This is a genomic window from Gemmatirosa kalamazoonensis (genome assembly GCF_000522985.1).
GTDB lineage: Bacteria > Gemmatimonadota > Gemmatimonadetes > Gemmatimonadales > Gemmatimonadaceae > Gemmatirosa > Gemmatirosa kalamazoonensis.
This window is the reverse complement of sequence record NZ_CP007128.1, coordinates 4,047,006-4,067,026: the sequence shown is the minus strand read 5'-3', so window position 1 is coordinate 4,067,026 and position 20,021 is coordinate 4,047,006. Positions and strand designations below refer to the sequence as shown.

Here is a 20,021-nt window from a genome sequence, read left to right as displayed (position 1 = left end):
GATCATGCGTGCCTCAGAGATCCGCTCCCGCTTCCTCGCGTACTTCCAGCGCCACGATCACGTCGCGCGTCCGAGCGCGTCGCTCGTACCGGCCGACGACCCGACGCTGCTGTTCACGAACGCCGGGATGGTGCCGTTCAAGAAGATCTTCCTCGGCCTCGAGGACCCGCCCGACGGCAAGCGGCGCGCGACCACGGCGCAGAAGTGCGTGCGTGCCGGCGGCAAGCACAACGACCTGGAGCAGGTCGGCCACACCGCGCGGCACCACACGTTCTTCGAGATGCTCGGGAACTTCTCCTTCGGCGACTATTTCAAGCGCGACGCGATCGCGTTCGCCTGGGAGTTCGTGACGAAGGACCTCGGCATCGATCCGAAGGAGCTGCGCGTCTCCGTGTTCCATGAGGACGACGAGGCGCGCGCGCTGTGGCGCGAGATCGCGGGCCTGCCGGACACGCGCATCTACGGGCTGGGCGCGAAGGACAACTTCTGGCAGATGGCCGACACGGGGCCGTGCGGCCCGTGCACGGAGATCTACGTCGACCTCGCGCACCTCGCGAAGGATTGGAAGTTCCCCGAGGGCGCGACCGGCGAGTGGACCGATCTCTCGCGCGACGAGGTGTCGGTCGACGCGTTCGTGGAGGGCGCGGAGGCGGGACGGTTCCTCGAGATCTGGAACCTCGTCTTCATGCAGTTCGACCGGCAGCCGGACGGCACGCTCGTGCCGCTGCCGAAGCCGTCGGTCGACACGGGGGCGGGGCTCGAGCGCATCGCGGCCGTGCTGCAGGGCGTGACGAACAACTACCACACCGACGGCTTCGCGCCGCTCATCGCGAAGGTCGAGGAAGTCGTCGGGCGACCGTACACCGGTCGCGAGGCGGTGGACGCCGGGGAGGCGCCGTCGTACCGCGTCCTCGCCGACCACGCGCGCGCGGTCGCGTTCCTGCTCGCCGACGGGGTGTTCCCGTCGAACGAGGGTCGCGGCTACGTGCTGCGCCGCATCCTTCGCCGCGCCGTCCGGCACGCGTACCTGCTGGGCCGCACGTCGCAGCCCACGCTGTACCACGTCGTGCAGGCGGTGATCGACACGATGGGCGACGCGTACCCGGAGCTCCGGCAGCGCGCGCAGCACATCGTGACGACGACGCGCGCCGAGGAGGAGCGGTTCCTCGCGACGATCGAGGGCGGGCTCGCGCGATTCGAGGAGCTCGCCCCGGCGCGCACGACGCAGGAGCGCAACATCTCCGGCGAGGACGCGTTCCGCCTGTACGACACGTTCGGCTTCCCGATCGACCTCACGGAGCTGATGGCGCGCGAGCGCGACTACACGGTCGACATCCCCGGCTTCGAGGCGGCGCTCGAGCGTCAGCGCACGCAATCTCAGGAGGAGCGGAAGTCGCGCCACCTCGGCGTCGCCGCCGACGAGCTGTCGGACGTGAGCGCGTGGGACCGCGCACCGGAGGCCGCGGACGTCGGCGGCGCGTTCGTCGGCTACGACGGCGTCGAGATCGAGACGCTCGTCACCGCGGTGCGCCACCTGCCTAACGGACGCGTGGCGGTGATGCTGCGCGAGACGCCGTTCTATGCGGAGTCGGGCGGCCAGGTGTCGGACCGCGGCGAGATCGTCGGCGACGGCTGGCGCGTGGACGTGGACGAGGTGCGCAAGATCGATGGGCGGATCGCCGCGGTGGGCACGCTCACCGGCGCGCTGCAGTTCGGCCGCGTGACGGCTCGCGTGCCCTCGGATCGTCGACGCGACACGGAGCGCAACCACACGGCGACCCACCTGCTGCACGCCGCGCTGCGCCACCAGCTCGGCGAGCACGTGCACCAGGCGGGCTCGGTGGTGGAGCCGGACCGTCTGCGGTTCGACTTCACGCATCACGGCCCGGTGAAGCCGGAGCAGCTCGACGCGATCGAGATCGAGGTGAACCGCGGCGTGTGGGCGGCGGTGCCGCTGTCGATCGCGCAGAAGCCGTATCAGGAGGCGGTCGCCGGCGGCGCGATGGCGCTGTTCGGCGAGAAGTACGGCGACGTCGTGCGCGTCGTCGACATCCCGGGGCTGTCGACGGAGCTGTGCGGCGGCACGCACGTTCGCAACACGGCGGAGATCGGGCTGTTCCGCATCGTGTCCGAGACGGGCGTCGCGGCGGGCGTCCGGCGCATCACCGCGCTCACCGGCCCGAAGGCATACGAGCTGCTGCGGGAGCGCGAGCGAGAGCTCGCGCACGTGGCGGAGCTGGTGAAGGCGCCGCTCGACCAGGCGCCGCGCCGCGTCGCCGCGCTCGTCGAGGAGCGTCGGCAGCTCGAGCGGCGGCTCGAGGAGGCGATGAAGGGCGGGGGCGCGTCGCAGGTGCAAGCGCTCGTGAGCGGCGCGCAGACGATGGGCAACGCGCGGCTCGTGACCGCGGAGGTGTCGGTCGCCGACGTGAAGGCGCTGCAGGCGCTCGGCGACGCACTGCGCGAGGTGCTCGCCGACGGCGTCGCGGTGCTCGGCGCGCGGCTCGACGACGGCAAGGCGACGGTGCTCGCGGTGGTCGGCGACGGCCTGCGCGACCGCGGCGTGCGCGCCGACGACGTCGTGCGCCGCGTGGCGGCGGCGGCGGGTGGGCGCGGCGGCGGCAAGCCGCACATGGCGCAGGCGGGGATTCCCGACGCCGGCCGGCTCGGCGACGCGCTGCGCGAGGCCCCGGAGCTCGTTCGACCGCTGCTCGAGGCGGCGTGACGCAGGCGGTCGTACGCTGGGTCGCGGGGCGCACCCCCGCGGCGCCGCCCGCGCTGGCCGAGCACGTGGCGCGCGCGCTGGCCGCGGAGCGCGATTCGATGCCCGACGATCCGAGCGCGATCCCGCGGGCGTGCCTGCGCGCGGCCGAGCGCACGCTCGCGCGGGTGCTCGACGAGAACGAGAGCGCATCGGGCGCCGCACGCAACGTCGCCCTCGACCTGCTGACCGCCGACGCGCTGGTGACCTACGCGTTCGAAGCGGCGAGCGACGCGCCGGAGGGCCTCGCGGAGATCGCGCGCGAAGCGATGGCGACGCTGTCTCGCGTCGGCGCGACGTGATCGACCTGCACACGCATCTCCTCCCGGGCGTCGACGACGGTGCGGCCACGGAGGAGGCGTCGCTGCGCGTGCTGCGCCGATTCGCCGCCGACGGCGTGAGGCTGGTGGCGTGCACCCCGCACCTCCGCGCGTCGCGCGCCCACGCGGTGACGGCGGACGCGCTCGACGAGAAGCACGACGCGCTGCGCGCGGTCGCACCGCCGGAAGTGACGCTCGTGCGCGGCTGGGAGATCATGCTCGACGAGCCGGGCGTCGATCTCGCGCGTCCGCACCTCTCGTTAGGCGGCTCGAGCGCCGTGCTCGTCGAGTTTCCCGGCGCCGTTCCCGTGCACGCGGACCGCGAGCTGTTCCGCATCAGCATGAGCGGCGTGGTGCCGGTGCTGGCCCACCCGGAGCGCTACGTGGGGTGCACGCCGCAGAGCGCGCGTGCGTGGCGCGCCGCCGGTGCGGCGCTGCAGGTGGACGCCGTGATGCTGCTCGGTACCGGCACCCGCGCGCGGCTGGCGCGCGCGCTGCTCGCCGACGGGCTCGTGGACCTCGTGGCGAGCGACAACCACGGCGACGGGCGCTCGATGGCGCTCGCTCGCGACTGGCTCACGGCGCACGGCGGAGCGGAGCAGTCCGATCTGCTGCTGCGCGTGAACCCCGAGCGTCTGCTGCGCAACGAGCGCCCGGTGCCCGTGCCGCCGCTCCCGATCCCGACCGGCGCGCTGCGGCTGCTGCGCTTGTGGATCGCCGGCCGCGCCGACCGACCGAGCGCCTAACGACCCGAACGGAGACGAGATGGACGACCGCATCACCGGCGCGCTGCGCGAGCTGGCCGACACCGCCGCGCGCACCGCCGACCTGCTCGCCGACGACATCGCGCGCGCTGCGGACATGGTGCGCGACACCGTGCGCGGCGGCGGCACCCTGTTCTTCTGCGGCAACGGCGGCAGCGCCGCGGACGCGCAGCACATGGCCACCGAGTACGTCGTGCGCTACCGGCGCGATCGCGCGGCGTATCCGGCCGTCGCGCTCACGACCGACACCTCGCTGTTGACCGCCGCGGGGAACGACTTCGGCTTCGACCACGTGTTCTCGCGGCAGGTGGAGGCGCTGTGCCGCAGCGGCGACCTGCTCGTGATCCACTCGACGAGCGGCAACTCGCCGAACGTGCTGCTCGCCGCGCGCGCCGCGCGCGCGAAGGGCGTGCGCGTGCTCGCGTTCTCGGCGCGCGACGGCGGCGCGCTGCGGCCCCTGGCGGACCACAACGTGATCATCCCGACCGACCGCACCGACCGCGCGCAGGAGCTGCACCTGTGCATCGAGCACCTCATCTGCGACATGATCGAGGCGGACGAGCTGGCGTCGCGCCCGGTGGCGGGAGGCGTCGCGTGATCGATCTCCGGGGAAGGCGCGCCGTCGTGACGGGCGGCTCGCGCGGGATCGGCGCGGCGGTCGTGCGCGCGCTCGCGGCGTGCGGCGCGGACGTGCTGGTGGGCTACCGGGCACGCGGCGAGGACGCCGACGCGGTGGCGGCCGACGCGCGGTCGGTGGGCGTGCGGGCCGAGTCGTGCAGCGCGGATCTGTCGACGCGCGACGGCGTGCGAGGGCTGTTCGCGCGCGCGCGCGAGGCGTTAGGCGGCGTCGACATCCTCGTCGCGAACGCGGGCGTGTGGCCGAGCGAGGACGTGCCGGTGGAGCGGCTCGACGACGAGCGGTGGCTGCGCACGATGCGCGAGAACGTCGACTCGATGTTCTACTGCGCGCGCGAGGCGGCGCGGGTGATGGGCGACGGCGGCCGCATCGTCATGATCTCGAGCACCGCCGGCCAGCGCGGCGAGGCGTTCCACGCCGACTACGCGGCGTCGAAGGGCGCGATGATCTCGTTCGTGAAGTCGCTCGCCGTGGAGCTCGGGCCGCGCGGCATCACCGTGAACAGCGTCGCGCCCGGGTGGGTGGACACCGAGATGACCGCCGACGCGATGGCATCCGGTGGTCGCGAGCGCATCGCCGCGACGATTCCGGTCGGCCGCGTGGCATCGCCGGACGACATCGCGTTCCCCGTCGTGTGCCTGTGCGCGCCGCAGGCGCGGCACGTCACCGGCGAGATCCTCAACGTGAACGGCGGGAGCGTCCTGTGCGGGTGATCGCGGCGCTGTTCACCGGCGGCACCATCTCCATGCGCGTGGACGAGAGCGCGGGCGGCGCCGTGCCGTCGCTGTCGGCCGAGGAGATCCTCGAGGCGGCGCGCGGCATCGAGCGCGTGGCGCGGGTGCGACCGGAGCAGTGGGGGCGCTATCCGGGGCCGCACATGACGGTCGACCGGCAGTGGGCGCTCCGGAACCGTATCGCGGAGCTGCTCGCCGACCCGGAGATCCACGGCGTGGTCGCGACGCACGGCACCGACACGCTCGAGGAGACGGCGTACCTCGTCGCGCGGTCGGTCGCGTCGCGGAAGCCGATCGTGTTCACCGGCGCGATGCGCTCGGCGAGCGACCTCGGATGGGACGGGCCCGCGAACCTGCTCGACGCGGTGACGGTGGCCGCGGCGCCGGAGGCGGAAGGGATCGGGACGGTGGTCGTGATGGGCGGCCGGGTGTTCGCCGGGCTGGAGGACGCGAAGACGCACACGCACGACCTCTCGGCGTTCGAGTCGCCCGGGCTCGGGCCGCTCGGCGTGATCGACGAGGGGCGGGTGATCGTGCGGCGGCGGCTCGCCGGCACGGCGCCCGTGCTGTGCCCCGAGGCTCCCGCGGAGCCGGTCGACATCGTGACCGCGTGGGCCGGGTGCGACGCTCGGCTGCTCGACGCGTCGCGGGAGAGCGGAGCGCGGGGCGTGGTGCTCGCGGCGATGGGCCGCGGCAACGTGCCGCCGGCGATGGTGCCGGGCATCGAGCGCTGGATCGCGGACGGCAAGCCGGTCGTGATCGCGTCGCGCGCCGGCGAAGGGCGGGTCGGCCAGACCTACGCGTATCCGGGCGGCGGGCGGCGGCTCCACGAGCTGGGCGCCGTGTTCGCGGGCGCGCGCCGGCCGCAGCAGGCACGGATCGATCTCATGCTCGCTCTCGGCGCCGGGCTCGGCGCGCACGAGCTACGGGCGGTGTTCGAGGGGTGAGCCGAAGCCGCCGTCAGGCGTCGGCGAGCACGCCTGAGGCGATCGGCTGCTCCTGCCAGTGCGAGAAGCAGCGCCACCCGTACTCGCGCGCGGCCCACGCCTGGTCGGGGTAGCCGCCGGGGTCGAGCAGGCCGGCCTCACGGGCGCGCCAGCGGCAGTCCCAGACGAACTCCCAGCTCCGGGTCGCGTCGCCAGCCGTGGCGGTGACGACGCCGCGGAAGTCGCAGCACCCGGCGAATCCGTTCACGCGCACGGAGTCGACGCGCAGCGACGGCTCGTGGTGCAGCAGCTGGGCGACCACGCGGAGCACCTTCACCCGCGGCGCGTGCCCCTGCGCGACGACGCGCTCGGCCCGCTGGAACTCGGCGTACGCCAGGACGTCGGCCTTGAACTCCGGGTGCGCGTCGCACGCCGCGAGCAGCGTGTCGAGCGGGAGCGCGGGGGTGAACGGCGGCATGGATCGAATGTAGTGTATCTTCGGTCGCCCGGCATCGGTTGGGCGAACATCTGTTCCCGCATCCCGTCCCGCCCGTGACGACGTCCGCCGCCCGCACCACTCCGCTCCGTCCCGGCGCCTCGGTCGCCGTGATCGGGGCCGGGCTGGTGGGGCTCGCGACGGCGCTGAAGCTCGCGCGCGCACGCCCCGATCTGCGGATCGCGGTGCTGGAGAAGGAGCCGCGCGTGGCGAGCCACCAGAGCACGCACAACAGCGGCGTGCTGCACGCGGGGCTGTACTACACGCCCGGGTCGCGGAAGGCGCGGCTCGCCGTGGACGGCATCCGCCAGATGACCGCGTTCTGCCGCGAGCACGGCGTCCGCCACCAGATCTGCGGCAAGGTCGTGGTCGCAGTGGACGATGCGGAAATCCCGCGGCTGCGCGCGCTGCTCGACCGCGGCACGGCGAACGGGCTGCGGGGCCTGCGCTGGCTCTCGGCGGCGGAGCTGCGCGAGATCGAGCCGCACGCGGCGGGGGTCGCCGCCGTGCGCGTGCCGGAGGAGGGGATCGTCGACTACCGCGGCGTCGCGGATGCGATGCTCGGTGAGCTGCAAGCGCTCGGCGCGGAGGTCGTCACCGGCGCGGGCGTGCGGGCGCTCGCGCGGCGCGAGGGCGCGTGGCAGGTCGAGACCGCGCGGGGCGACCGACGCGCCGAGTTCCTCGTGAACTGCGCGGGGCTGCAGAGCGACCGCGTGGCGCGCATGGCCGGAGCGCGCACGGACGCGCGGGTGGTGCCGTTCCGCGGCGAGTACTTCGTGCTGCGTCCCGAGCGCGCGTCGCTCGTGAAGCACCTCATCTACCCGGTGCCCGATCCGAGCTTCCCGTTCCTCGGCGTGCACTTCACGCGCATGATCGACGGCCGGGTGGAGTGCGGGCCCAACGCGGTGCTCGCGCTCGCGCGCGAGGGCTACCGCAAGCGCGACGTGCGCGTGGGCGACGTCGCGGACGCGCTGACGTTTCCCGGGCTGTGGCGCTTCGTCGCGCGGTACCCGCGCGTGACGTGGTCGGAGCTGCGTCGCTCGGCGAGCAAACCGCTGTTCGCCGCGTCGCTCCGCCGGCTGCTGCCGGAGCTGCGCGAGGACGATCTGCTGCCCGGCGGGTCGGGCGTACGCGCGATGGCGATGTCGCGCGACGGCGCGCTGCTGCAGGATTTCGAGTTCGCGGCGACGGAGGGCGCGCTGCACGTGATCAACGCGCCGAGTCCCGCGGCGACCGCGTCGCTCGCCATCGGCGACGAGATCGTGCGCGAGCTGGGCTGCGCGCCCGCCGCGCTGCACACCACCCAGATGACCGGATGATCGTGTCGAACGTAGACGAACGCACGGTGGAAGGTTTCGGCGCGGAGTGGTCGGCGTTCACGTACGAGGAGGCCGACCGTGCCGAGCTGCAGGAGATGTTCGACGCGTACTTCCGGCTGTTCCCGTGGGACGAGCTGCCGCCTAACGCCGTGGGCGCCGACATCGGCTGCGGCACCGGGCGGTGGGCGCGGCTCGCCGCGCCGCGCGTGGGGAAGCTGCACTGCGTGGACGCGAGCGACGATGCGCTCGCCGTGGCGCGGCGCAATCTCGCCGGAGCGCCGAACGTCGAGTTCCACCACGCCTCGGTCGACGCGCTGCCGTTCGCGCCCGGATCGCTCGACTTCCTGTACTCGTTAGGCGTGCTGCATCACGTGCCCGACACGGCCGGGGCGATCCGCGCCTGCGCGCGCACGCTGAAGCCCGGTGCGCCGATGCTGCTGTACCTCTACTACCGCTTCGACAACCGGCCGGCGTGGTTCCGTGCGCTGTGGGGCGCGAGCGACGCGCTGCGGCGCGGCATCGCGCGCATGCCGTTCCGGCTGCGGCTCCTGACGTCGCAGGCGATCGCGTTCGGCGTGTACTGGCCGCTCGCGCGCACCGCGAAGCTGATCGAACGCACGACGGGCCGCGTGCCGGGGTCGTTCCCGCTCGCCGCGTATCGCGACCGCAGCATGTACGTGATGCGCACGGATGCGCTGGACCGCTTCGGGACGCGCCTGGAGCAGCGGTTCACGCGCGCCGAGATCCGCGACATGATGGCGCGCGCGGGGCTGGAGCGTGTGCGCATCGACGAGGACGGGCCGGTCTGCTGGTGCGCGGTCGGCTACCGTTCGGCCGACGCGGCGTGAGCGACCGCACGGCCCTGGACGCGGACGTTCCCGCGCGCCTCGCGCCGCCGCGCGGCGTGCTGGAGATCGCGCGCCGGCTGGAGAAGGCGGGGTTCGAGACGTGGTGCGTGGGCGGTGCGGTGCGGGACGCGCTGCTCGACCATCCCCAGCTCGACTGGGACCTCGCCACCGCGGCGACGCCGGACGAGATGCGGCGGCTGTTCCGCCGCACCGTCCCGAAGGGGGTCGAGTTCGGCACGTTAGGCATCTTCGACTCCGACGGCGAGATGCACGAGGTGACGACGTTCCGGCGCGACGTGCGCACGGACGGACGGCATGCCGTCGTGGAGTTCGGCGCGTCGCTCGACGACGATCTCGCGCGGCGCGACTTCACGATCAATGCGATCGCGTACTCGCCCGAGCGTCACGTGGTGCACGACCCGTTCGGCGGGCGGCACGACCTCGTGCGCGGCGTCGTGCGCGCGGTGGGCGACCCGGCGACGCGCATGCGCGAGGACCGGCTGCGCGCGCTGCGCGCGATCCGCTTCGCCGGCCGCTTCGGCTTCGCGATCGACGACGCGACGTGGGGCGCGATCGTCGACAGCGCACCGCACCTCGTGCGATTGTCGGCCGAGCGGGTGCGCGAGGAGCTGGAGAAGACGATGAAGCAGGTCGCGCGGCCGTCGCTCGCCCTCGAGCGATGGCGGGCGAGCGGCGCGCTCGGGGTGCTCGTGCCCGAGCTGGCCGACGCGCAGCCCGAGCGGTTCGCGACCGCCGACTGCCTGCCGATGCCGACGCTCGCCGCGCGCCCGCAGCGGCTCGATCTCCGGCTCGCGTCGTTGTGGCTCGACGCCGAGCCCCGCGCGGTGGACGAGGCGCTGCGGCGGCTGCGCGCATCGAACGCGAAGGTGCGCGCGACGACCGAGCTGGCCGACCGCTGGCGGCGGATCGGCGGCGCGGTGCGCGACGCGCTGCTCGCGGACACACCGCCGCGCGACGCCGACATCCGTCGATGGGCGGCGGCCACGGGCCGCACGCGCCTTCCCATGCTGCTGCGGCTCGCCGCCGCGCGCTTCGCGGCGGAGCGCCTGCTCGGCGAGGTCGCGCCGGAGCCGTCGTCGCTGCGGGCGCTGTACCGGCGCGCGGTGCGCATCGCGTACCGCGATCCCGTGGACGTCGCCGACCTCGCGGTGAGCGGCGGCGACCTGCTGTCCATTCCGGGGGTGCGCGGGCCGCTCGTGGGCGAGCTGCTGCGGCGCCTGCTGGAGCGCGTGGTGGAGGATCCGCGACTCAACACGCGCGACGCGCTGCTCGCGATCGCGCGCGAGTTGCTGTCGGAGCTCGGCGGCTAGGCGCAGAGCTTGCCCGGGACGCGCGCTCCGAGCTTTCGCGCCCGGCATCCCCGCCGATTACGTTATGCTCGACGGTCGACTCCGTCACCCGACGCGCGCGTCGGTTCGTCCGCCCGTGAAACCCCGGCCCGTGCCATCGATCGCCGTCCGCTTCGTCTCTCGGTCTCCGCGGTGCGAGTGACTCCGCTCGACCTGCCGGACGTCCTGCTCATCGAGCCGCGCGTGGCGCGTGACGCCCGCGGTTGGTTCTACGAGAGCTGGAGCGGCGGACGTTTCGCGCAGCTCGGGCTGGGCCACCGGTTCGTGCAGGACAACGTCTCGTGCTCGCGCCGCGGCGTGCTGCGCGGGCTGCACCTGCAGCATCCGCACGGCCAGGGGAAGCTGCTCTCGGTGCTGCACGGCGAGATCCACGACGTCGCCGTCGACGTGCGACGCGGGAGCCCGACGTTCGGCCGGTGGTGCGCGGTGCGGCTCGAGGCGGAGACGGGGCGGCAGATCTTCATTCCCGCGGGCTACGCGCACGGCTTTCTCGTGCGCAGCGATTCCGCGGTCGTCGGCTACAAAGTGACCGAAGGCTACCATCCCGAGGACGAGATCACCGTCGCGTGGAACGACGCGGCGATCGGGATCACGTGGCCGCTGGACGGTGCGCCGATCCTCTCCGATCGCGATGCGGCCGCACCGACGCTCGCCGAGCTGACCGATCGACTGCCGACGTACGACGCGGCGACGGCGCTGCTCGTGGGGCTGACGGAGGCGCGCGCGTGACGCCGATCGCTGTCCTCGTCACCGGAGCCGACGGACAGCTCGGCCGCGCGCTCTGTCGTGCGCTCCACGGTACGACGCGCGTGATCGCCGCGCCGCGCGCCGCGCTCGACGTGACCGACGCCGACGCGGTGCGCCGGACGCTCCGCACGCTGCGCCCGGACGCGATCGTGAACGCCGCCGCGTTCACCGCCGTCGACGCAGCCGAGGACCGGCGCGACGAGGCGTGGGCGGTGAACGCGATCGCGCCGGGCATCCTCGCCGAGGAAGCGGCGCGGCTCGACGCGGTGATGGTGCACTACTCGACGGACTACGTGTTCGACGGCGAGGCGCGCACGCCGTACACGGAGGACGCGCCGACGAATCCGCTCGGCGTGTACGGCGCGTCGAAGCTCGCGGGCGAGCGCGCGGTGCGCGACGCGGCGCCGCGCTCGCTCGTGATCCGTACGGGCTGGCTGTTCGCCGCGCACGGCCATGGGTTCCTGCAGTCGATGCTGCGCCGCGCGGCCGACGCCGAGATGCGCGACACGCCCGTGCGTGTCGTCGACGACCGGCGCGGCACGCCGACGTCGGCGCGATGGGTGGCGCAGGCGACGACGCACATGGTGACGCACGTGTGCCGGAGCGCGACCTTCGGCGCGTGGGGCACGTATCACGTCGCCGCGTCGGGCGAGGCGACCTGGCACGCGTTCGCGGGGGCGATCTTCGCCAACCTGGCCGCGCGCGGCGGCGTGGTGCCGCCGCTGCAGGCGATCCCGTCGTCGGCGTATCCGACGCGCGCGACGCGCCCCGCGTACTCGGTGCTCGACACCAGCCGGGCCGCGCGCACGTTCCGCGTGGCGCCGGCGTCGTGGCAGTCGCAGCTGGCCGAGACCCTGGACGAGCAGCTCGGGGGCGCGGGCGCGCCCGACACGGAGCCGCTGCTCGCTCACCGCGATTAGGAGCGATGCCGGTGCTCTTTCGAGGGAAGCAGCCCGAGTCGTCGGTGTGGCGACGATTCCGATCGGGCGCCGACGACTTCACGTTCGTGCAGGAGGCCGAGTACTTCGAGGCGCGCGTGGTGGCGAACGCGGAGCGCATCGTCGACCTGCTGCACGCGCTGGCCGAGAGCCTCCCGCCGGCCGTCGACGTCGCGATCGAGGACGTGCGCGAGCGGCGCGCATGGGTCGGCTCCGGCATCGCGCTGCCCGACGTGCGTGAGGCGATCGCGCGGCTGAAGGCGCCGCTCGCCGCGTACGGCGGCGTGGAGTTCGCCGTGTACACCGCGGAGGACCAGCTCACGCTCACGGCGGATCTGGAGCTCTACGTCTACGCGCGCACCGACCGGTGGCTGTACATCCTGCAGGGGAAGGGGCTGCACGAGGTGATGTCGTTCGAGCCGCAGGGATGGGAGTTCGACGCCGACGCGCTGGGCGCGGCGCCCGAGCTGAGCGACGCGGTGGCCGCCGCGGCGGAGCGGCTCGGGCTCGAGGCGCGCTGACGCGCCGTGGCGATGGGCGCGGCGCTCCCGTTCGCGCTGCTCGCCGCGCTCGCGAACGTGCTCGGCGCGCTCGCCGTGACGGCGCGCTCGCGATGGAGCGTGCGGTCGCTCGAGACCATGATCGCGCTCTCGGCGGGATTCATGATCTCCGTGTCGCTCGCCGACGTGCTGCCGGAGGCCATCGAGCGGGGCGGGCACGAGGCGGCGGTGATCGCGACGCTGGGCTTCCTGCTCGTGCACCTCACGCAGCACACGTTCGCGCGGCACTTCCACTTCGGCGAGGAGACGCACCACGTCACGCGCGCGGTGAGCGTGTCCGCGTTAGGCGGGCTGCTGCTGCACACGTTCGTCGACGGCGTGGCGATCGCGAGCGGCTTCGCCGCCGACGAGCGCATCGGACTGCTCCTCGCGAGCGCGATCCTGCTGCACAAGCTGCCCGAGGGGCTCGCGATCTCGAGCCTGTTCCTCGCCTCGGGCGAGGGGCGCGCGAAGGCGCTCGGCGCGGCGACGCTGCTCGGCGCCGCGACGCTGCTCGGCCTCGGCGTGGCGCTCGCGACGCAGCTCCGGGGGACGACCGGGCTCGCGCTCGCGGCGGGCGTCACGCTCTACGTGGCGGCGGCCAACCTGGTGCCGGAGGTGCAGCGCAAGCCGGGATGGCGGCTGTCGATCGCGTTCTTCTTCGGGAGTGGACTGTATTTCGCCGCGCGCGCCGCCCTCGAGCGGGGGCTGAGCCGGTGACGCGGCGGGAGGGACTCGCGTGACGCCCAAGCGCCGAGACCCGCCGGTGGGGCGGGGACCCGATTCGTTGTTCGCCGCGGCGCGCCGCGCCTCGGCCACGCCGCTCGCCGCGCGCATGCGCCCGCGCACGCTCGACGAGTTCGTGGGACAGCTGCACCTGTTAGGCACCGGCAAGCCGCTGCGCGACGCGATCGAGCAGGGGCGCGTGCTGTCGATGATCTTCTGGGGCCCGCCGGGCACCGGCAAGACGACGCTCGCCCGGCTCGTCGCGCAGTACACCGACCGCTACTTCGCGCCGTTCTCCGCGGTGACGGAGGGCGTGCCGCGCGTCCGCGAGATCGTCGCCGAGGCGGAAGGGCGGCTGCAGCGCGAGGGGCGCGGGACGATCCTGTTCGTCGACGAGATCCATCGCTTCAACCGCGCGCAGCAGGACGCCTTCCTGCCGCACGTGGAGGCCGGCACGATCACGCTGATCGGCGCGACGACGGAGAACCCGAGCTTCGCGCTCACGGGCGCGCTGCTGTCGCGCACACGCGTGTTCGTGCTTGAGCCGCTGTCGGCGGAGGACCTCAACGGCCTGCTGCGCCGCGCGCTCGCCGACCCGGAGCGCGGCCTCGGCACGCGCGCGCTGCGCGCGACCGACGAGGCGCTCGCGTTCCTCGCCGAGCACGCGGACGGCGACGCGCGGCGCGCGCTGACGGCGCTGGAGGCGGCGGCCGACGCGGTCGGCGACGGCGGTGAGATCGACCGCGCCGCGGCGCAGGACGCGCTGCAGCGGCGCGTCGCGCACTACGACAACGCGGGCGAGGAGCACTTCAACATGCTCTCCGCCTACCACAAGTCGCTGCGCGGGAGCGATCCGAACGGCGCGCTGTACTGGATGGCGCGCATGATCGAGGGGGGCGAGGATCCGCTCGTGATGTTCCGCCGCGCGATCGCGATGGCGTCGGAGGACGTGGGCCTCGCGGATCCGGAGGCGCTGAAGCTGGCGATCGCGGCGCGCGAGGCGTACCGCATGCTCGGGCCGCCGGAGGGGTATCTCGCGCTGTCGCAGATGACGATCTACCTGGCGACCGCGCCGAAGTCGAACCGGTCGTACATGGCGCTGGAGGCGGCGCTCGACGCCGCGCGCGAGACGCCCGCCGAGCCGGTGCCACTGCACATCCGGAACGCCCCGACGAAGCTCATGAAGGAACTGGGCTACCACGAAGGGTACCAGTATGCGCACGCCGTCCCCGAGGCATACATCCCGCAAGAGTACCTGCCCGAGCGGCTGCGTGGGCAGACGTTCTACGAACCCGGTTCGTTCGGCTTCGAGCGTGAGATCGCGAAGCGACTGGCGTGGTGGGCGGAGCTGAAGGCGCGGACGACCGCGCCGCCGTCCTCTCCCGGCGACGCCGAGCGTTCACCAGAGGAGGCACCATGATTCGCAGATTCGTCGGAGTGCTGGGAGTCGGGCTGGCCGTCGCGACGGCCGGCACGGTGGGGTGCGCGGCGCTCGGCATGGGGGGCTTCAAGGACCCCATCGTCACGTTCCGCGACGTGCGCATCAACGGCCTGGGGGTCGCGGGCGGCAGCGCGGACGTCGTGCTGAGCGTGTACAACCCGAACGGCTTCAAGCTCGAGGGCGTGCGGCTGACGTACAACCTGATGGTCGACTCGACGCCGGTGGGCAACGGCGCGCTCGACGACCGGTTCACGGTGCAGAAGGGCGAGTCGACCGAGGTGCGGCTGCCGGTCTCGTTCACGTACGCGGGCCTCGGGGCCGCGGGGCGGCAGCTCATGCAGTCGGGCTCCGTGCGCTACCGGGTGCTCGGCGATGTGACGGTCGCCACACCGCTCGGCAACTTCACGCGGCCGTACGACCGCACGGGCAGCTTCTCGTCGTTCGGGCGGACGTCGCGTTAGAATGCGGGGTCGGGCGGTCGCCCGGCCCCGTTTCACCCCGTTCGACGGAGTCGAGCCATCGCACGCGATCTGATCGACCTCGCGCCGCCCGTGGAGCGCGCCCTGCTCGTCGGCGCGCCGCTGAAGCGGTCGAACGACCGGCACCAGGTCGGGGAGCACCTCGAGGAGCTGGCGCGCCTCGCCGACACGGCGGGGGCCGAGGTGGTGGACACGCTGACCCAGCAGATCGACCGCCCGCATCCGGCCACGTATCTCGGTACCGGAAAGCTCGACGAGCTGCGGCAGCGGGCCGGCGACCGCGGCGCGTCGCTCGTCATCTTCGACGACGAGCTGAGTCCCGCGCAGGGACGCAACATCGAGCAGACCGTCGGCGTGCGCGTGATGGACCGCGCGGAGCTGATCCTCGACATCTTCGCGACGCGCGCGCGCACGAACGAGGCGAAGATGCAGGTGGAGCTCGCGCAGCTCGAGTACATGCTCCCGCGCCTAACGCGCATGTGGACCCACCTCGAGAAGACGCGCGGCGGCATCGGCATGCGCGGCCCCGGCGAGACGCAGCTCGAGACCGACCGTCGGCTCATCAACCACCGCATCAAGGTGTTGAAGGAGCGGCTGCAGGACGTGCTGCGGTCGCGCGAGGTGCAGCGCGCGTCGCGGCGGCGGGAGTTCCGCGCCGCGCTCGTCGGCTACACGAACGCCGGCAAGTCGTCGATCCTCCGCGCGCTCTCCGGCGCTCGTGACGTTTTCGTGGAGAATCGACTGTTCGCGACGCTCGACCCGCTCACGCGCGAGGCGCGGGTCGGCGAGCACACGAGCGTGCTCGTGACCGACACGGTCGGGTTCATCCGCAAGCTGCCCCACCATCTGGTGGCCTCGTTCCGCGCCACGCTCGAGGAGACGCGCGAGGCCGACCTGCTGCTCCACGTGATCGACGTGAGCCACCCGGCGTGGGAGGAGCAGCGGCAGGTCGTGGAGGAGGTGCTCGCCGACATCGGCGTGCAGGACACGCCGGTGCTCTACGTGTTCAACAAGATCGACGCGGTGGATCCGGCGATGCTCGACGCGCTGCGGGAGCGCGCGCGCAACGAGAAGCTGCCCGCCGTTTTCGTGTCGGCCGTCACATCCGACGGGCTGGAGCCGCTCGCGCGCGCGCTCGCCGACCGGGCGCGCCGCGAGCGGCCGATCGTGGAACTGCGCATCCCGGCGAGCGACGGCAAGATGCTTGCGACCATCCACCGCGACGGCGAGGTCCTGGAGCAGCGGGTGGATGGGGATGCGCTGGTGGTGCGGGCACGTGTTACGGATGCGCTGGCTCGTCGTCTCACGCGTGACAGCGAGACCGTGCCCCCTGATTAGGCCCCATGTTCACGAGAGTGATGCCTTCCAGCCCGAGCCGCGGACTTCTCTCCGCGGCTCTCGTCGTTTGTGCCACCGCCGTCGCGTGCAGCGACGACGGCCCGCTCGCGTCGAACGCGCAGCTCGTCGCCGGCGCGCGCGCGAACGGCATCGCCGCGGCGCGGCTGCCTAACAACGCGCTCGGCGCCGCGGTCACGTTCACCGTGGCGCGCGCCGACTCCGCCCGCCTGCGCTACTGGACCGAAGCGACGCCGACCGACGCGCGCACGTCGCCCTTCACGCGGCTCGCCACGGGCGGCGCGCAGCGGCTGCCGCTGCTCGGCCTCGCACCATCGACCGTGTACCGCGGCGTCGTGGAGACGATGGTCGGTGCGCAGCTCGTCGCGTCGGACAGCTTCAGCGTGACGACGGGCGCGCTCCCCGCGGCGCTCGCGTCGCTGCACGTGGACTATCAGGGAACGCCGACGGCCGGCTACGCGGTCAGCGGCTACCGGGGCGGCGACTCGGTGTGGGTGGTCGCGTTCGACTCCACGGGACGGCTCGCGTGGTACCGCGGCGTGGAGGACCGGGGCGGCGTCGGCGCCGCGGCGCTCCAGCCTAACGGCGACTTCACCGTGTACACCGGCGGCACCAGCGGCTGGAACCCGGCCGAGGGCTACTACGTCGAGCTGCGTCCCGACGGGTCGTTCGTCCGCAACATCGCCGCGCCGGCGCCGTACACGACCGACAACCACGAGCTGGTGTTCAGCCAGTACGACACGACGGGATCGCACGCGTACTTCACCGGCTTCACCGCATCGCCGACCGATCTGTCGTCGATCGGCGGGCCGCGCGACACGCTGTTCGCGTCGCACCGCATCTTCGCGTGGACGCCCGCCGGCGCGAGCGCCATCGCGCTCGACGACACGAAGCTGTTCACGCTCGCCGACCGCATCGACCCGCCGGCGCTGCCGCCGTACGACCTCGCGCACCCGAACGCGATCGACGTCGCGCCGGACGGTGACATCGTCGTCTCGTGGCGCAACATGGGCGAGGTCACGAAGCTCGATCCCGCGACGGGCGCGATCCGCTGGCGGCTCGGCGGCACGCACAGCACGCTGACGATCGTGAACGACCCGCTCGGCTTCTTCAGCGGCCAGCACTCGGTGCGTATGATCGCGCCGAACCGACTGCTCATGTTCGACAACGGCCAGCGGCACGCCCCGCAGGTCTCGCGGCTCGTCGAGTACGAGATCGACGCGACGCGGCGCACGGCGACGCTCGTGTGGTCGTTCACGCACCCGAAGGGGTACTTCTCGGGGTTCACGAGCGTCGCCCAGCGGCTCCCGAACGGGAACACGTTCGGGTACTTCTCGACCCAGTCGGCGCTCGTCGAGGTCACGCCCAACGGCGCGATCGTGTCCGAGGGGATCCTGCGCGACCAGCGGGGGCTCGTGAGCCCGTACCGCGTGACGCGCATCGCGTCGCTGTACGGCCGGGCGCGGTAAGCCACGCCGACGAGGGGAAGGGAACGTGCCGTCCGTCACAGCCCGTGACGGGCGGCACGACCGGGAACCGACGGACCAGTCCGTGCGGTTGTACGCGCATCGGGCCCGGCTTAACCTTGGTACGCGGCCGCCATCCCGTACGGATGGCTGCGCTCAGGCGCTCCGCCGCGATTTCCACCCCGAGACTCATGTGCGGCATCGCCGGCTTCTGGACCACAATGCGCCCCCCCGTCCCGGCCGCCGAGCTGCTCGCGGGGATGACCGGCGCGATCCGGCACCGGGGTCCGGACGACGAGGGCGCCTGGTGGGATGACGCGAGCGGCGTGGGGCTCGGCCACCGCCGGCTGTCGATCATCGATCTCTCGGCCGCGGGGCACCAGCCGATGGCGTCCCGGAGCGGTCGCTACGAGCTGATCTTCAACGGCGAGATCTACAACTTCCGGGAGCTGCGCGCAGAGCTCGAGCGCGCCGGCGACGCGTTCCGCGGGCACTCGGACACCGAGGTCATGCTCGCCGGGTTCGAGCGCTGGGGGCTCGTCCCGACGCTGAAGCGGCTGGCCGGGATGTTCGCCATGGCGCTCTGGGACCGGGAGGAGCGGACGCTCCACCTCATCCGGGACCGCATCGGCGAGAAGCCGCTCTACTACGGGACGGCGGGGGGCACGCTGCTGTTCGGCTCGGAGCTGAAGGCGCTGCGCGCCTATCCCGGCTGGAGCGGCGACATCGACCGGAGCGCGATCGCGCTGCTCATGCGGCACGGCTACATCCCGGCGCCGTACACCGTCTTCTCGAACGTGCGGAAGGCCGTGCCCGGCACGGTGCTGTCGTTCCGCTCGGCACTCGGCGAGCCGACGACCACCCGCTACTGGAACGCGCGCGAGGTGGCCGAGTCGGGCACGCGCGACCCGCTCCGGCTCGGCGAGGAGGAGCTGATCGAGGCGTGCGAGCGCCGGCTCTCCGAGACGATCGGCGAGGAGATGGTCTCCGACGTCCCGCTCGGCGCGTTCCTCTCCGGCGGGTTCGACTCGTCGCTCATCGTGGCGCTCATGCAGAAGCAGAGCGCGCGACCCGTGCGCACGTTCACGATCGGCTTCGAGGAGAAGGAGTACGACGAGGCCGAGCACGCGCGGGCGGTCGCGCGGCATCTCGGCACGGACCACACGGAGCTCCGGGTGGGACCGTCGGACACGCTCGCGGTGATCCCGAAGCTGCCGGCGCTCTACGACGAGCCGTTCGCCGACCCGTCGCAGATCCCGACGTTCCTCGTGGCGCAGCTCGCGCGCCGGCACGTCACGGTGAGCCTGTCCGGCGACGGCGGCGACGAGTTCTTCGGCGGCTACAACCGCTATTTCTGGAGCATGCGCCTGTGGCGGCGGCTGAAGCACCTGCCGGTGCCGCTGCGCCGCGGCGTGGCGAAGGGGATCCAGGCCGTGTCGCCGGGCGGCTGGGACCGCGCGTTCGACGCGATCAACGCCACGCTCCCCGCGTCGCGCCGGATGAAGATCGCTGGCGATCGCGTCCACAAGCTGGCGGGCGTGCTCGACGTCGGAACGAACGAGCAGATGTACCGGGAGTTCCTCACGACGTGGCGCGACCCGTCCGGCCTCGCGTTAGGCGCGCCCGAGCACCCGACGGTGCTGTCGGACCGCGATCGGTGGCCGAGCTTCGACGACTTCGTGTCGCGGATGATGTACGTCGATTCCGTGAGCTATCTCCCGGACGACATCATGGTGAAGGTGGACCGCGCGACGATGGGCGTGTCGCTCGAGTCGCGCGCGCCGTTCCTCGATCACCGCGTGGTGGAGTTCGCGTGGCGGGTGCCGATCGAGTACAAGGTGCGCGACGGGCAGGGGAAGTGGCTGCTGCGGCAGGTGCTCTACCGGCACGTGCCCCGCGCGCTGGTGGACCGCCCGAAGATGGGCTTCGGCATCCCGATCTCGCACTGGCTGCGCGACGAGCTGCACGACTGGGCGGCGGACCTGCTGTCGCCGGAGCGGCTGCGCGCGCAGGGGTACCTCGACCCCGACGCGGTCCAGACGAAGTGGAACGAGCACCAGAGCGGCCGACGCAACTGGCAGTACCAGCTCTGGGTGGTGCTGATGTTCGAGGCGTGGCTCGACTCGGCCCGGGCCTGACTGCAACGACGCCTCAACG

At 73.0% G+C, this 20,021-nt stretch carries 19 protein-coding genes; 18 read left to right on the top strand and 1 reads right to left on the bottom strand.

Annotated features, from left to right (window positions below; genetic code table 11):
• Nucleotides 1–4 precede the first annotated feature (4 nt).
• From alaS to J421_RS17715, 6 genes are read left to right on the top strand one after another with little or no spacing between them, the layout of a single operon-like run.
• On the top strand, nt 5–2,722 hold the full coding sequence (gene alaS, locus J421_RS17740) for an alanine--tRNA ligase (protein WP_025412518.1): 2,718 nt from the start codon (nt 5–7) through the stop codon (nt 2,720–2,722).
• Nucleotides 2,719–3,060, top strand: coding sequence for a hypothetical protein (locus J421_RS17735; RefSeq protein ID WP_025412517.1), 342 nt, complete (start codon nt 2,719–2,721; stop codon nt 3,058–3,060). Before alaS ends, J421_RS17735 begins: the two co-directional genes overlap by 4 nt.
• The gene (locus tag J421_RS17730; protein WP_025412516.1) at nt 3,057–3,824 is read left to right on the top strand and encodes a tyrosine-protein phosphatase; all 768 of its coding nucleotides are present in this window, start codon (nt 3,057–3,059) and stop codon (nt 3,822–3,824) included. The genes J421_RS17735 and J421_RS17730 overlap by 4 nt, the downstream gene beginning before the upstream one ends.
• A gap of 19 nt (nt 3,825–3,843) precedes the next feature.
• Nucleotides 3,844–4,440: a D-sedoheptulose-7-phosphate isomerase gene (locus tag J421_RS17725; RefSeq protein ID WP_025412515.1), complete on the top strand. Its 597-nt coding sequence runs from the start codon at nt 3,844–3,846 to the stop codon at nt 4,438–4,440.
• Nucleotides 4,437–5,192, top strand: coding sequence for an SDR family NAD(P)-dependent oxidoreductase (locus tag J421_RS17720; protein ID WP_025412514.1), 756 nt, complete (start codon nt 4,437–4,439; stop codon nt 5,190–5,192). The genes J421_RS17725 and J421_RS17720 overlap by 4 nt, the downstream gene beginning before the upstream one ends.
• On the top strand, nt 5,183–6,160 hold the full coding sequence (locus tag J421_RS17715) for an asparaginase (protein ID WP_025412513.1): 978 nt from the start codon (nt 5,183–5,185) through the stop codon (nt 6,158–6,160). Before J421_RS17720 ends, J421_RS17715 begins: the two co-directional genes overlap by 10 nt.
• A gap of 13 nt (nt 6,161–6,173) precedes the next feature.
• On the opposite strand, the gene J421_RS17710 is transcribed toward J421_RS17715, so the two are convergent.
• Nucleotides 6,174–6,617 carry a hypothetical protein gene (locus tag J421_RS17710; protein WP_025412512.1) on the bottom strand — a complete coding sequence of 148 codons (444 nt, stop codon included), beginning with the start codon at nt 6,615–6,617 and terminating at the stop codon, nt 6,174–6,176.
• A 74-nt stretch (nt 6,618–6,691) separates the two neighbouring features.
• Between J421_RS17710 and lhgO the strand changes: the two genes are divergently transcribed.
• The 12 genes from lhgO to asnB all read left to right on the top strand — a co-directional run bounded on the left by lhgO (nt 6,692) and on the right by asnB (nt 20,002).
• Nucleotides 6,692–7,954: an L-2-hydroxyglutarate oxidase gene (gene lhgO, locus J421_RS17705; RefSeq protein WP_104023159.1), complete on the top strand. Its 1,263-nt coding sequence runs from the start codon at nt 6,692–6,694 to the stop codon at nt 7,952–7,954.
• A complete protein-coding gene (locus tag J421_RS17700) occupies nt 7,951–8,802 on the top strand; it encodes a class I SAM-dependent methyltransferase (RefSeq protein WP_104022761.1) in 852 nt (283 codons plus the stop codon). Before lhgO ends, J421_RS17700 begins: the two co-directional genes overlap by 4 nt.
• Nucleotides 8,799–10,133: a CCA tRNA nucleotidyltransferase gene (locus J421_RS17695; protein WP_158508827.1), complete on the top strand. Its 1,335-nt coding sequence runs from the start codon at nt 8,799–8,801 to the stop codon at nt 10,131–10,133. The genes J421_RS17700 and J421_RS17695 overlap by 4 nt, the downstream gene beginning before the upstream one ends.
• Nucleotides 10,134–10,304: 171 nt before the next feature.
• Nucleotides 10,305–10,901 carry a dTDP-4-dehydrorhamnose 3,5-epimerase gene (gene rfbC, locus J421_RS17690; protein WP_025412508.1) on the top strand — a complete coding sequence of 199 codons (597 nt, stop codon included), beginning with the start codon at nt 10,305–10,307 and terminating at the stop codon, nt 10,899–10,901.
• Nucleotides 10,898–11,839 carry a dTDP-4-dehydrorhamnose reductase gene (gene rfbD, locus J421_RS17685; protein ID WP_201773037.1) on the top strand — a complete coding sequence of 314 codons (942 nt, stop codon included), beginning with the start codon at nt 10,898–10,900 and terminating at the stop codon, nt 11,837–11,839. The genes rfbC and rfbD overlap by 4 nt, the downstream gene beginning before the upstream one ends.
• Nucleotides 11,840–11,844: 5 nt before the next feature.
• Entirely contained in the window at nt 11,845–12,378 is a 534-nt protein-coding gene (locus tag J421_RS17680) for a hypothetical protein (protein WP_025412506.1), read from the top strand.
• A gap of 12 nt (nt 12,379–12,390) precedes the next feature.
• Entirely contained in the window at nt 12,391–13,116 is a 726-nt protein-coding gene (locus J421_RS17675) for a ZIP family metal transporter (RefSeq protein WP_025412505.1), read from the top strand.
• A 115-nt stretch (nt 13,117–13,231) separates the two neighbouring features.
• On the top strand, nt 13,232–14,542 hold the full coding sequence (locus tag J421_RS17670; protein WP_104023158.1) for a replication-associated recombination protein A: 1,311 nt from the start codon (nt 13,232–13,234) through the stop codon (nt 14,540–14,542).
• Entirely contained in the window at nt 14,539–15,024 is a 486-nt protein-coding gene (locus J421_RS17665; RefSeq protein ID WP_104022759.1) for an LEA/WHy family protein, read from the top strand. The genes J421_RS17670 and J421_RS17665 overlap by 4 nt, the downstream gene beginning before the upstream one ends.
• A 90-nt stretch (nt 15,025–15,114) precedes the next feature.
• A complete protein-coding gene (gene hflX, locus J421_RS17660) occupies nt 15,115–16,380 on the top strand; it encodes a GTPase HflX (RefSeq protein WP_236646268.1) in 1,266 nt (421 codons plus the stop codon).
• Between the two features lie 20 nt (nt 16,381–16,400).
• Complete coding sequence (locus tag J421_RS17655; RefSeq protein WP_025412501.1) at nt 16,401–17,867, top strand: aryl-sulfate sulfotransferase; 1,467 nt, start codon at nt 16,401–16,403, stop codon at nt 17,865–17,867.
• A gap of 188 nt (nt 17,868–18,055) precedes the next feature.
• Nucleotides 18,056–20,002: an asparagine synthase (glutamine-hydrolyzing) gene (gene asnB / locus J421_RS17650; RefSeq protein ID WP_025412500.1), complete on the top strand. Its 1,947-nt coding sequence runs from the start codon at nt 18,056–18,058 to the stop codon at nt 20,000–20,002.
• Nucleotides 20,003–20,021 lie beyond the last annotated feature (19 nt).